The sequence below is a fragment of the Paenibacillus sp. RRE4 genome (assembly GCF_031844205.1).
In the GTDB taxonomy this organism is placed as follows: domain Bacteria; phylum Bacillota; class Bacilli; order Paenibacillales; family Paenibacillaceae; genus Paenibacillus; species Paenibacillus xylanexedens_B.
This window is the reverse complement of sequence record NZ_JAUZUT010000011.1, coordinates 1-13,533: the sequence shown is the minus strand read 5'-3', so window position 1 is coordinate 13,533 and position 13,533 is coordinate 1. Positions and strand designations below refer to the sequence as shown.

Sequence of the window (13,533 nt, the reverse complement as noted above, 5' to 3'; positions counted from 1 at the left end):
AGCATTTACGCTGCTTCACCCTGTTTGGTGCATATGGCTTTAATTATATTAGTGATTCCTAACGCACTGTACGACAGATAAACTTGGTACACTGATCCAGTCTACCTGGTTTGGATAACTAAGCTTGGCACAGTTTAATACTGCGTATTACCGAACTGGCTCGTTTTACCCGAAGCAAATCCTTTGAATAGCGTTGGCACTTTGGAATAACGTGTATTCGTAATTTTGCCTTGGGAGCTGCTGCTATCTGTACGCATTATGGCATCTTTTACATTCGAGATGTTGGAATTATCAAGAGTCATGTTGACAGTGAATGTTGTGCCTCCATTTTGCCGCACCAGCTTGCCGATATCATCGGCACGGAAGTTTTTAATGTTAATTGTGCCTGCAGCATTGATCTGGAACACTTTATCATAAGCTTTGTATGCCGCACCGCCTGTAATGTTTACCGTTCCTGACGATTTCAATGTCAACGCGTCCTCGCCCACATCCTGCCATACCACATTCGAAATATTACAGTTACCATAACAATGTACACCGTCTGCCGCTGGCGCACCAATGATGACATTTTTCAGTGTAGCACCTGCTTCCAGCCGGAAGACCGGCTTCTGATTCTCTGCTTGAGAACCGTCACCCAAGGTGGATGGATTAGCCACAAAGGTTTTACCCTGTCCATCATACGTCGTGCCCTTAGGTACAACAATCGTTGAGTTTACAACCGTTGGCGCAGCCGCTGCGGGCAGTACACCAAATATGGAAGCGACCAGACCGGCGGACAACAACAGCGTTAACATTTTTTTCATCATGAACATCCTCCCTTAATATGAGTGAATTTGTCTCCAAGCACGTTAGCCTGTCTCACAAAACTGCGGAAGAGAACAACGCTCGGAACCTGTCCTAATCCTACAAAAAAAGGGAGATTACAGGAATAATCTTGAGACCATATTTACATTTTTCGGCATCCCTTCTGCATTGTTCGCACATATACATTCTGTTTTTACATTGATATATACCGATATCAACTTCGAATATGCCGTCTTTATTGTCTGGATATCATCTTTAACCTAAAAAAGAACTCCCTGTTTTTAAAATAACAGGGAGTTCTATATATACTTCGTCTAACCAAAGATTATCTTACTCATCTGCCCCATTTGTTTCTTGGGAAGAAGATTCTGGTGTTAGCGTATGAAGCGGATTAACATTCGTAAATTGATTCACAGTTTCATAAGTCACTGTACCGTCTTCGGCAACAATCATTTTCAGAACGATCCAGTACAATTCATTTCCGCTTCCTTCTTCAACCGTGTAGGTTGCACTTGGCGTTGGAACAGCTCCGTGGAATACATCAATTTTAGCACCGGACATCTTGATTGTACTCGTGCCTGAATAATGATGTACGTAGAAGGTATATGTTCCCGGAAGCAATTGGCGAATCGTGGTCGTCTCTGGTCCATAAGATGTAGTATCATCCAGATCCAGATCTACCATCAGTTCGTCATCATAATAATAACGTTTATCCACGTAGTAGGTATGGAACACTCCTCCATCACCTGCCGGGCCGATAAGATGTGAATCCAGGTCTGCTGGATCTTTACCCCAGGTTAATACAAAACGTGTTTCATTAGCTGCCGGAATTTCAATAGCTGTTTGATTTTCATTTTGGTTATTTACATTTACTGCCGATACACCAATAAGATATGTTCTAATGTACTTTGTATCTCCGCCTCCAAGCTCACCTGTATAGATGCCTGGCTGCATATTGATGTAATATTTACCGTAAGTGTCCGTCGTTACCGTACCAACAATCTCACCCGTTTTGTTATCCAGACCTTTTCTGAAGGAAATCTGCAAATTGGCTACTGGTGCTCCAGCGACATCTTTAATACGTCCACCGAATCCGGTAAGTTTTACAGAAGCACTTTGGCTTCCTGCAAACTGAGTTTTGTCCGTATTGGAATCAACTGTAATGTACAATGTGGAACCGTAGCTATCGATAGGGCTAAATGTAAATTCCCCATTGCGATACTGCAAATTACTCAATTCCCGCTCTTGACCGTTATAGTATGCATGTACCACAAAGTCTTCAGCAGTCAGTTCAGATGCGTCCAGTCCATTGGTAAATGTCAGTTTAGCACTTCCATTGGTAACCTGAACACCTTCAAGTCTTGGGTGTGTCAATTCATTATATACTGCAACAGTCACTGGAACTTGGATTTGATATTCTCCATATTTAGCCTTCACAACGGTTGTACCGTTAGCTACAGCTTGAATTTTACCCGAGTTTACAGTGACAATGCCGTTATTTTCTACTTCCCAGCTTGCAAGAGACGTCACATCTTTGTTCGCTGAGCCTGTTACGCCTGTAAGCACAATTTGTTTCGTAGCATTTACAGCTGAAAGATCACTAATTTCAGGTAAGTATACCAAACTAGTCACTGTAGGATCTGCTTCAATTCTTGGCTGCTGTTGCAGCCCGCTAAAGTCACTTCCCTCTACATTGACTTGTGCAGAAGTTAACGAACCCGCTCCAGAGAATTGCACAATAGCATCCAGTATCGCGCGATTTACGGTTGCGCCTTGATTGATTTTGAAAACCGTATTCAGTGCTTGTTGGAACACCTCGAGATTTCCGATGTTGGAGTTGTCTCCAAACTCTACTGAAATCTGCTCTGCATGAACCATAATAGAGTCAAACGTTCCGTTCAACACTACCGCAGCATTATGTGGAATAGAGTCTGTCAATTCAATTGGACCAACATCGCCTGTGGAATCATTCTTTACGATGGCTCCAGACTTGATCTCAATCTGTTGTACATCACTCGCACCTTCCAGAACCAAACGAACACTTCCATCTGCCTTATCCACAATTACAGTCGCAAGAACAGAGTTCAGTGCATGGATACTGTTAGGTCCTCCACCTTTAATGCTAGTTGTTCCTGTAACCGTAACGTGATCAAGTGTAACATCACCATTAGCTACAGATTCAAGAACTTGAAGGTTACCATTGATCTTGGTGTCTTTCAGAATTACACCTTGAGAACCAATCGTGACATTACCAGTTACGTTACCCAAAGTGTATGTGCCTGGAGAAGTAAGGTTTTTGCTGGAAGTTTGTTGACCTCCACCATTATTTCCACCTGTGTTGTTATTGTTTCCATTATCTCCGGTAGAGCTATTGTTGCTACTGTTACCTTTATTGCTGTTTTCAGAAGGCTTCGTTGTTTCTGGTTTTGTGGGGTTAGAGTTGTTTTTATCTTCGTCTGTCTTCGCAGGAATCATAATATTATCATATGTAGACTTATTCATGACAAACTCATAAGCAAGTCTTGCCAATGCTTGTCGATCCGCTACACCCGTTGGATTAAACGTTGTTGTTCCGTCTTTCTGAACAATGCCTTTAATAAATCCGGATTGATATGCGAGTGACACAGAATCCTTCGCCCAGTCTGATACTTTATCCAAATCAGCGAGCTGTGGCTTCGTTGTTTGAGTTGGTGCGTTCTTTGTTTCCCAGCCGAATGCTCTTACGAAGAATACAGCCAGTTCCTCTCTCGTAACTTTTTTATCTGGAGAAAACGTATCCTTCGAGGTTCCTTGGGCAATACCAGATTGAACGAGTGCAGATACATAACCAGCGTACCATTTGGATTGCTCCACATCTTTAAAGGAACTAGCTACAGTAGAGTCAGGCTTTAATTGAAGCGCACCCACCATAATCTTTGCCAATTGAGCACGTGTTACTGAATCTGAGGGTTTAAATGTTCCATCCGCAAATCCGGATAAAATGCCTTTTTCAATTAACTTCGTAATTTCTGTTTTGGCATACGATTGTTCAACATCCTTAAATGACGTTACAGATGACGGGATCACTTCCGCCGAGGCTAGCAATTGCATAGAAAACATAGAGGCAATCAATGATGTAGAGAGCACTGCTGACAACTTTCGATTAAACTTTTTCCATTTTGAATTCAAAACTCGACACACTCCTCTTAAACTTAGGGTATTTAGCGCAGAAAAACATTACTTTAGAACTACTCCTCCTTTTATGTTCAGTAGGATAATAATACCATGTATATTTATAAAAACAAGATTAATAGACTACCATTTTACATATTAGTTGAAATCATGAATCACATTGTAACTACTTATTCCTCTTAACATGGAAATAAAAAAATGTGCTATCCGGAATATTACCGAATAACACATTAGTTATCTGTCGTATGATTTTAGGCTCCTGCTCCAAAACGCTGGCGGTATCCGCATTTGCGGCAAAGTTCTTCTACAGCTTCCCGTTTGGAAAAACCGTATACCAGATTGTTCGCACGCTCTCCATCCACAATATCGGAAAAAGACTTTTCATGAATGTTTCCAAGGTTGATGACACCTTCTCCATCCAAACAGCATGGAACCACGGTTCCATCAACCAGCACTGCTGCCTGACTGCGTAATGCATGACAAAAACCTTTTCCATCATCTTCAGGTGCATCCAGACTTGGCCATTGGAATTCATGGTCCTGATTCAGGTATACGTTAGGTGCAATTTTCACGCCACTACCTGCAACAACCTTTTCTTCAATACGGAAGTCCAGATTGAATTCCTTTTCCAGCACCTCAAGCGTCTCCCGATTGCGATTCATCTGAGCATTGGTGAAGTTATCCTGCGTCAGATTCCATAGTCGGAACGAGACAATGACGTTATGTTTCACCGCTTCACGAACAAAAGACAAGATGTTATGCAAGTATCCGTCGCGATCCGTAGAACCTTCATGGCCGTCAAAGCTGTGCAACGAGAAATTCATCTGTCTCAGTGCAGGTTTGCCCAATAATTTATGCTGTGTCTTCGGTAGTAGCGTACCGTTGGTCGTAATGTTCACTTTAAATCCCTTGGCATGAGCCATATCCAGCAACAGGTCAATTTTGGGATGAAGCAGCGGTTCCCCTTTGACGTGCAGGTAAATATGTTTTGTGTGTGGTTTGATCTGATCCAATATATTATTAAAGACTTCAGGGTCGATAAATCCTTTGGCTCGCTTCGTTTGTGGACAAAAGCTGCATGCCAGATTACAGATGCTCGTAATTTCAATATATACTTTCTTGAACGTTTTCAACTCAGGGTCCCCATTCTGCCGGGAGGAACAACGGTCCTGCCCTCATTCGTAGTACGGCCATATGGGCCAATCCCCATTATATCGGGTTAACGAGCTAAGGTAAATCACAATAGCGGATCTATACAAAGTTCCGGTATATTCCCCGCCCATTTTCAAGACTTCGTTGACGTCCTATTTACATTAAGACGAGATGGATATATGCTGAGGATATAACTGCATATCTTGTACATTTTCACTAGGGGAGCCTTAAGGCTGAGACGAATACGACGATTCGGACCCTTCGAACCTGATCTGGATTATACCAGCGGAGGGAAGTGGAGCGGCTTTTATTGGCAGTGGATGATCTCTATCCTGGACGGGGATCAACTTCAGTTCACACGTATAGCTCTGCTCATTTCTCCGGAAATGGGCGGGGCTTTTTTTGTATTTTGGCGATTTGGCTGGGATTCAAATGTTCTCAATATGAAATCTCTGTAATCCCATGAGAAGAAGGTAGTTATTGGGAGCAAGATACAAATTGCTTTTTTTGTCTATATCTGAGTGTGGTTCACTCTCATCACCATCAAGATCATTCTAAATCAAGGAGGAAATGAAGATGTCTTATCTTGAACGTGTACGTTCACTCAATCCTTTGGTTCATAATATTACCAATCTTGTGGTTGCCCCTTTTACGGCGAATGGCCTGCTTGCTCTCGGAGCCTCTCCGTTTATGGCCTATGCCCATGAAGAAGTCGCTGACGTCGCTCGCATGGCCGGCGCGGTGGTTCTGAACATCGGCACATTGGATGAGAAGGTCGTTCAAGCGATACGTCTAGCCGGACAATCGGCCAATGCACATCATGTGCCTGTTGTCCTTGATCCTGTTGGTGCAGGAGCCACGACATATCGCACCGATACAGTACAGATGCTGGTTCGTGAGCTTCGGCTTACGGTATTACGAGGCAATGTCGCCGAAGTCGCTCATGTTATTGGTGTACCATGGAATATCAAAGGTGTGGATGCCGGGGTTGGCGAAGGAGACCGGATTGGCATTGCCGAGCAGGCAGCGCAACAGCTTGACTGTATTGTTGTCATTACAGGTCAGTACGACATTATTACAGACGGATTTCATACTTTTCTCACAAGCAACGGACATCCATTGCTCACCCAAGTTACCGGGGCAGGCTGTCTTCTCAGCTCAGTCATTGGTGCTTTTGCTGCGATTGGCGAGCCGGGACGCGATATGCTGAACAGTGTGGTAGAAGCTGTCTCAACCTACGGTATAGCCGCTGAACAGGCCGCAGCACGAACGGCTCATCAGGGGCCAGGCAGCTTCCAGATTGAATTGTTAAATCAACTGGCGCAGATCACACCTTCGCTGTTCTCCGAGCAAGCACAAATCCGTCAGATTCGTGGGGGTGTGTGATGAATATTGCTCAAGCGTTAACGATTGCCGGGTCTGATAACGGCGGCGGTGCAGGAATTCAGGCGGACCTCAAAACCTTTCAGGAACTTGGTGTATACGGCATGACGGTCATTACTGCAATTGCCGCGCAGAACACAACAGGGGTTCAAGGGGTGTTTCCGATTGATTATCACGGCATTGCCCAGCAACTTGATTCAACGGGAGCCGACTTTCAGCCGCGTGCTATTAAAACAGGTATGTTATATAGTGCCGAGATTATTCGTCTTGTCGCGGCAAAATGCCAGCAGTACGGCTGGTCTAATCTGGTGATTGATCCCGTGATGGTTGCCAAAGGCGGTGCGCCTCTGCTTCAGCAGGAGGCTGTGCAAGCACTCATTCAGGATCTGCTTCCCCACGCCTTGCTTATCACACCTAACATCCCGGAAGCCGAACTGCTTATCGGGAAGCCGATTCGGAACCTGAGCGAGCGTGAGGAAGCCGCCAAGCAATTGGCGCAGATGGGTTCAACGTATGCTTTGATCAAAGGAGGACATGATACGGGGAGCGCTGTGGTTGTTGATGTCCTGTATGACGGGCATTCCTTTCATTATTTGGAGAACCTTCGTGTTATGACACGTCATACCCACGGAACCGGTTGTACGTTCTCTGCTGCCATTACGGCGGAACTCGCGAAGGGCTCACCTATTCTGGCTGCCGTTACGACCGCGCGAGCATTCATTCAGGCAGCCATTGAAGATGAGCTGGGGTTCGGGACCGGGCACGGGCCGACGAATCACTTTGCGTACCGGCGCAGACAGCGGGGTGAACGCTGATGCGCAGATGGGATACGGAAGCGGTGTGCCGCGCGCTGCCGTTGTATTTGGTGATGGGCAGCGTCAATACGACGCGTGACCCGGTGGAGGTGCTCCGCCAGGCGATCACTGGCGGCATCACGCTGTTCCAGTTCCGCGAGAAGGGAACTGGTGCCCTGACAGGCGAAGCCCGCATAACGCTTGCGTTGCGGCTTCGCGAGGTGTGCAGCCAGCACGGGATACCGTTCATCGTGAACGATGATGTGGAGCTGGCTGTGGCGGTGGAGGCCGACGGCGTGCACGTCGGCCAGGACGATGCGGACGCGGCGCTGGTACGCGCCCGCATCGGAGATGGGCGGATGCTTGGCGTATCCGCCCACTCCGCCCTTGAAGCCCGCCGTGCCGTGCAGGCGGGCGCAGACTATCTTGGCGTCGGGCCGATGTACCCGACGCGCTCCAAAGCGGATGCCCACGCTGTGCTGGGCCCCGCCGGGGTTGCGGAACTGCGCGCCGCAGGCATCGCAGTTCCGGTGGTCGGTATCGGCGGCATTATGCCCGATACCGCGGCCGCCGTGATGGCGGCTGGAGCCGACGGCGTAGCCGTCATCTCCGCCATCGCGGGCGCGGCCGATGTGCACGCAGCGGCTGCACAGCTCGCTGCGATCACCCGCCGGGAGCAGGCATAGCCATGCTCCCGGCCCGGTAATGCAAAGGATGCAGCCACTCGCTCTGCATCCTTTGCATTCTTGTTTTATTCTTCGCCCCTTTCCATTCTTGTTTTATTCTTCGCTTCCTTTGCCTCCTTTTGCAATCTATACATCCTCCTGCATCCCTTTAATCCTTATCCTTCCGCAACCTGTGCATCCTTTTGCGCCCCCTTACCTCCTTCTGCATTCTTTAAATTCTTTCATTCTTCTCACCTTCTTCCCACCTTGCATCACGCACATATCGATCTCATCCCCCTCCCTTCCATCCCAAACACATTTAATATATAAATCATTTCTACTATAATACTTTAGATTTACAGATCATTATCTTTTAATTACTATGAATATAAAAGCATCTCCAAAAAATCTCCTATAGAATAAAAGGAAGTGAGTTTATGGATCAGATCGATAGAAACATCCTGTTTCATATGGAGAATCAAGCCAGATTGTCCATGACCGAATTAGGAAAATTGGTGGGACTTTCACAGCCAGCCGTCACGGAACGCGTAAAACGACTGGAGGAAAGTGGTGTTATTGAAGGGTATCGCACTATTATTAATCCGCAAAAATTAGGTAAGCAAAGTATATCCTATCTACTATTTCAGACTAGAGAATGCACTGCTTTCCTTGATTTCTGCCGTACCTCGCCTGAAGTTGTAGAATGTTATCGCGTAAGCGGAGAACACAACTATTTATTAAAAGTCATGACAGATTCTATTGCCGACTTGGAGGCATTCGGAAATCAATGTGATAAATACGGGACCTATACTACACTTATCGCAATGTCTTCGCCAATTGCGTGCAAAAACCTGATTGAAGAACCCCAATTCCTGATCACAAAGGATTCCTAACCATTCATCTTCTCAGATTTGTTTATGGAAATATCCCCTTTTAGCGCGAACTGGGAAATCCATACCTTTTAGAGCAAAACGTGATGAGAAGAGCAATACACAACAAGAGCACCAATGAGCTCGGCAGGAATCTAGCTCCGATCCAATGAAGCAGGATAGCACCAACCATACCTCCCGCACCGATCCCTAGATTCCATGCCGTTACCAACATCGATTGAGCAATATCCGCACTGTGGCCTCCTGCATGTGCAATGGCTGTTTGTAGCAACGTTGCCGCTCCGCCAAAGGTCAGTCCCCATGCGATTACTCCTATAATGATAACGGCCGGCTGATCGATCCAGATCCCCATCGCCGCTGAGGCAAAAGCAAATATTGCAATACTTAATAGAACCAGTGTCCTTAAGTAACGATCAATCAGTAGCCCAATCATCCAAATGCCAATTACTGAAGTTACGCCAAATATGAGCAAAACCAGATCAACTCTATGGGCCAGTGTTGTCTCTGCCAGAAAAGGAGAAATGTAAGTATACAAAATATTATGAGCCAGCACCCAGGCAAGCACTACAAACAGAATCGGCCGGATTCCAGGAAGCAAGAAAATCTGATGCAACGGGAGTTGATTTTGCTTGGCTTCGCCTTCATAATCTGGAACTTTCCAGAACACCCATACGATCAGGACAAGCGTCAGTATGGATACCGTCCCAAAGATTAAGCGCCAGCCTGCATAAGTTCCAAAAAAAGTGCCGATCGGAACACCAAGCGCCAATGCCAAAGGTGTACCTACCATAGCAACAGCTACAGCCTTTCCTTTTAATGACTCAGGCACCATGCGACGTGCATAACCAGCCGTCATTCCCCACAGTACCCCCGCTGCCACCCCTGCACAGAAACGTGCAATCAACGTTATAACATATACAGATGATAGGGCAGTCACCGTGTTAAATATGAGAAAGCCTAGTATACATAACAGCAAAAGAGGTCTGCGTCTCCACCCCCGTGTTGCCACAGTCAGCGGAATTGCAGCTACCAGAGAGCCTGCAGCATACAACGTGACAAGTTGTCCGGCTTTTGCCTGCGTTATGCCAAGATCATTGGCAATTTGAGGTAGTAGTCCTGCAGGCAGACTTTCAGTAAGTATGCAGATAAACCCTGCCATAGCTAACGCCAGCAAAGCAACCCATGGAAGACCTTGTTTTTTGGCATATATGTCTTCTTTAATGGAATCCATCTCGTTTAAAATCACATTGAAAGCCCCTTTATTCTGTATTTTGGATAGCTCAAATGTTCATTTGCTATCTTTGATAAGCTTACAGAAATGAGCAGGGATTGTGCATATAGCATCAAAGGTAGTTGAGCATGATAACAAAGAAAAACCTTTTTTTCGCATACTTTGCTTTGAATTCCATTGATCTGCCTCTTGTGCCCTTGAATGGAAAAGGTGTCCTTTACATGAAGGAAAAACAGTTATTCGACTTGGTTGCCTTTCTCCTTCATAACCAAATGAACATATTGACTCTCACGTAACGTGACATTGTACAATTTATGGTGTAAGGAGGTTTCACCCATGGCCATGAAAGTAAAGGAAGTCTCCGAACTTGCTTCGATCAGTGTGCGCACACTGCATCACTACGACGAGATCGGGTTACTCGTCCCGGACGAGGTCACTGCTGCCGGATATCGAATGTATTCGGATACCAATCTGGAACGACTCCAGCAGATTTTATTTTTCAAAGAACTCGGCTTCTCGTTAAAAGAAATCAAAAACATTTTAGATGACCCCGCCTTTGATGCGGAGGAAGCACTGCATATGCACAAACTCATTTTGCTGGAAAAACGCCAGCGTCTGGATCAAATGATTACTACCATCGATAAAACCGTATTACATCTGAGAGGAGAGATTGAAATGACCCCTACAGAACAATTTCAGGGTTTCGATTTTAGTCAAAATCCGTACGAACAGGAGGCCCGTGAGCGCTGGGGTGACAAAGCCGTCAATGAGGCAAACCAGAAATTAAATGACCAGCCGGGTGACAAACAAAATGAACTATCTAACCAGATGAATGATATCTTCAGACGGTTAGCTACCATTCGCCACACTGCACCCGAATCTGCCGAAGCACAGGCCGAGATTAAACAGTGGTACATGGTTCTGAATCGATTGGGGAGCTACTCTCCGGAAGCCTTTAAAGTCCTTGGCCAAATGTATGTAGACGATGAACGTTTCACACGGAGCATCGATCAGTTTGGGGAGGGGCTGGCACAGTTCATGTGTAATGCCATGGCTGTATTCGCCGAGCAGAATCCATAACATCAAAAAGGACGTAACGCCTTTAGGCGTTACGTCCTTCACCGATCCCGGCCGCAATGTGAACCATCCTGATATCGATGTCCACTCCGAGAACTTTCTACCTTCCTTACGCTCTTGGTGCTTGATCAGAGCTTGATGCTTCTGATGCCATGCTTGTTTTCGCCATCCGGCCTGGAATTTGCCAAGCAGAAACAATCGCCAAAACGATGAACAACCAATCTGTAGGCTCGCTAAAGTATTCTTGTATCGTTTCTGCAAACGCACTAATCATTTCTCCGTCAAATACCAGAGTCAGCATACTTGTATCGGTAAACAATTCAGATGTAAAATAAACCACTGTTAAGTATTTACCGAGCAAGATACCCACCAACGCGAAAACAACAGCAATAATCTTGTGCACCGTTGCGATTTTTTTGTTCGAGAACAACACGACAGCGTACCCGCAAAGCACGCCAACCAGTATCGCAATAAGTCCAACCTCATACTCCGTCATAGCTGCAATCGCAGCCCATACCACACCTCCCAGTATGGCAGCAATCAAACCACCGATGATCGGCATTCCAATCTGTACTCCTTGCTTTTCTTCCACGATGTCTTTCCCTCCTGAGTCATGCTTATACTGTATTTCCATAATTCACCTTTCCTATAAAACCACAAAAAGCTTCAAATTTCAACATTTTTCTGTATTTTTATAGCTATATACATACATATTCCAATAAAGCTTGATCAACTAAATCCTTTTTTTTGGAATTGACTTATATAAAAATCAAAAAAAGACACCCCTTCCACAGCCTGAATCACTGTAAAAGAGATGTCTATTTCGCCTAAACTTGTCCTACGGAGGATCAATATAATTAATTTATACCTGAGCTTCTTTGGAAGGCTTAATAACAGCCGCAATCTGCCCCAGAATAGCATCGACTGAAGCGGGATCATGCACATCGTACTCATCAATGTTCAGACGCAGTACCGGACACGCTGTAAACCGGTTAATCCACACGGAATAACGCTCATGCATATGCTCCCAATACGAGCGATCTGTCTGAATCTCCATCTCACGTCCACGTTCGTTAATCCGGTTAAGAATCGATGGCAAACTGCCTTCCAGATAGATCAGAACATCCGGGTGTGGAAAATAAGGTGTCATGACCATCGCTTCAAATAAGCTACTATACGTCTCAAAGTCGGTAGCAGACATCGTGCCCTGATCGGCATGCATCTGTGCAAAGATGCCCGTATCCTCATAGATGGAGCGATCCTGTACAAAACCACCGCCCAATTCAAAGATCTTTTTCTGTTCTTTAAAACGTTCAGCGAGAAAATAAATTTGCAGATGAAAACTCCAGCGCTCAAAGTCATGATAAAACTTTTCCAAATACGGATTATGATCAACCTGCTCAAGCGACGTTTTGAAATTCAATCGATCTGCAAGTGCCGCCGTTAGTGTGGATTTCCCCACCCCTACGGTTCCTGCTACTGTAATTAATGCATTCGCTGGAATGCCATAGTTATTCATATGATAAGCTCCTTTACTTGATTAACAATCTGTCTGAAGTCCTCAGGATGTTCCACAAAGTCAAGTTGCTCTGCATCAATCTTGAGAATGACTGGCGGATTCGTTCCATTGGCCAAATACTCCATCCCTGTTTTGTAGTCGGCAATTAACTGCTCCATATACGCAGGGTCCATATCTTGCTCAAAGGAACGCCCACGCTTATTAATTCGGTACATCAATGTATCCAGCTCAGCTTCAATGTAGAGCACCAGATTGGGTTTGGGCAGGTCATCCGTTAACAGATGATAGATTTGGCGGTATTTATCCCGCTTCGTTCCTTTTAAGGTACGTTCAGCGAAGATCAAATTTTTATAAATATGATAATCCGAAACGACTGGGCTGTTCTGTTTAATAAATTGGGCGCCGGTATCTTCTAGTTGCTTAAATCGGTTACACAGAAAAAACATTTCGAGTTGGAAACTCCACTCGTCGATATCTTGATAAAAGGAGGCCAAAAATGGGTTCTCCTCGACAATTTCTTTAACCAATGGGAGATTCAATTCCTGGGAAAGCATCGTAGCTAACGTTGTTTTCCCCGCTCCAATCGGACCTTCAACAGCTATAAACGGGGCTGATTTCATGGTGTTACGGTTCCTCCTCGTAATTATGCGTGTTCCGTTTCTATATAGACCTCACCTATTGTATCACAGCTTGGCACAATGGAAAGACAGTATTTTATGTATAAAGCAAGTCAAAATAAGGGTGTTTCGTCAGACTTGTTTCGTACCATAACTGAAACTGTTTTCCCACTTAGCTTAAACTTAATTGTCCGCACAAAAAAACACACCTGATTTTCATCAAGTGTGTT

General features: G+C 45.3%; 12 protein-coding genes and 1 riboswitch. Of the genes, 5 read left to right on the top strand and 7 right to left on the bottom strand.

Annotated features, from left to right (window positions below; genetic code table 11):
* Positions 1–134: 134 nt before the first annotated feature.
* The 3 genes from Q9R46_RS25515 to Q9R46_RS25505 all read right to left on the bottom strand — a co-directional run bounded on the left by Q9R46_RS25515 (position 135) and on the right by Q9R46_RS25505 (position 5,108).
* The gene (locus tag Q9R46_RS25515; RefSeq protein WP_311282299.1) at positions 135–803 is read right to left on the bottom strand and encodes a pectate lyase; all 669 of its coding nucleotides are present in this window, start codon (positions 801–803) and stop codon (positions 135–137) included.
* Positions 804–1,134: 331 nt separating this feature from the next.
* A complete protein-coding gene (locus Q9R46_RS25510; protein WP_311282245.1) occupies positions 1,135–3,972 on the bottom strand; it encodes an S-layer homology domain-containing protein in 2,838 nt (945 codons plus the stop codon).
* 254 nt (positions 3,973–4,226) lie between these two features.
* A complete protein-coding gene (locus Q9R46_RS25505) occupies positions 4,227–5,108 on the bottom strand; it encodes a radical SAM/SPASM domain-containing protein (protein ID WP_090917367.1) in 882 nt (293 codons plus the stop codon).
* A 227-nt stretch (positions 5,109–5,335) separates the two neighbouring features.
* Positions 5,336–5,438, top strand: a riboswitch (TPP riboswitch).
* Between the two features lie 265 nt (positions 5,439–5,703).
* Here Q9R46_RS25505 and thiM point away from each other — a divergent pair.
* The 4 genes from thiM to Q9R46_RS25485 all read left to right on the top strand — a co-directional run bounded on the left by thiM (position 5,704) and on the right by Q9R46_RS25485 (position 8,862).
* Positions 5,704–6,513 (top strand): hydroxyethylthiazole kinase, encoded by an 810-nt coding sequence (gene thiM / locus Q9R46_RS25500; protein ID WP_311282244.1) that lies wholly within the window; start codon positions 5,704–5,706, stop codon positions 6,511–6,513.
* Entirely contained in the window at positions 6,513–7,325 is an 813-nt protein-coding gene (thiD, locus tag Q9R46_RS25495; RefSeq protein WP_311282243.1) for a bifunctional hydroxymethylpyrimidine kinase/phosphomethylpyrimidine kinase, read from the top strand. Before thiM ends, thiD begins: the two co-directional genes overlap by 1 nt.
* A complete protein-coding gene (gene thiE / locus Q9R46_RS25490; RefSeq protein ID WP_311282242.1) occupies positions 7,325–7,990 on the top strand; it encodes a thiamine phosphate synthase in 666 nt (221 codons plus the stop codon). Before thiD ends, thiE begins: the two co-directional genes overlap by 1 nt.
* A 416-nt stretch (positions 7,991–8,406) precedes the next feature.
* The gene (locus Q9R46_RS25485) at positions 8,407–8,862 is read left to right on the top strand and encodes an Lrp/AsnC family transcriptional regulator (protein ID WP_311282241.1); all 456 of its coding nucleotides are present in this window, start codon (positions 8,407–8,409) and stop codon (positions 8,860–8,862) included.
* A 40-nt stretch (positions 8,863–8,902) separates the two neighbouring features.
* Here Q9R46_RS25485 and Q9R46_RS25480 read toward each other — a convergent pair whose 3' ends face one another.
* Positions 8,903–10,090, bottom strand: a complete 1,188-nt coding sequence (locus Q9R46_RS25480) for an MFS transporter (protein WP_311282298.1) — start codon at positions 10,088–10,090, stop codon at positions 8,903–8,905.
* Positions 10,091–10,426: 336 nt separating this feature from the next.
* Between Q9R46_RS25480 and Q9R46_RS25475 the strand changes: the two genes are divergently transcribed.
* A complete protein-coding gene (locus Q9R46_RS25475) occupies positions 10,427–11,170 on the top strand; it encodes a MerR family transcriptional regulator (RefSeq protein WP_311282240.1) in 744 nt (247 codons plus the stop codon).
* A gap of 106 nt (positions 11,171–11,276) precedes the next feature.
* Here Q9R46_RS25475 and Q9R46_RS25470 read toward each other — a convergent pair whose 3' ends face one another.
* The 3 genes from Q9R46_RS25470 to Q9R46_RS25460 all read right to left on the bottom strand — a co-directional run bounded on the left by Q9R46_RS25470 (position 11,277) and on the right by Q9R46_RS25460 (position 13,306).
* A complete protein-coding gene (locus tag Q9R46_RS25470; protein ID WP_145415130.1) occupies positions 11,277–11,759 on the bottom strand; it encodes a hypothetical protein in 483 nt (160 codons plus the stop codon).
* Positions 11,760–12,029: 270 nt separating this feature from the next.
* Positions 12,030–12,686, bottom strand: a complete 657-nt coding sequence (locus Q9R46_RS25465) for a deoxynucleoside kinase (RefSeq protein ID WP_145332922.1) — start codon at positions 12,684–12,686, stop codon at positions 12,030–12,032.
* A complete protein-coding gene (locus Q9R46_RS25460; protein ID WP_090917349.1) occupies positions 12,683–13,306 on the bottom strand; it encodes a deoxynucleoside kinase in 624 nt (207 codons plus the stop codon). The genes Q9R46_RS25465 and Q9R46_RS25460 overlap by 4 nt, the downstream gene beginning before the upstream one ends.
* Positions 13,307–13,533: the final 227 nt, after the last annotated feature.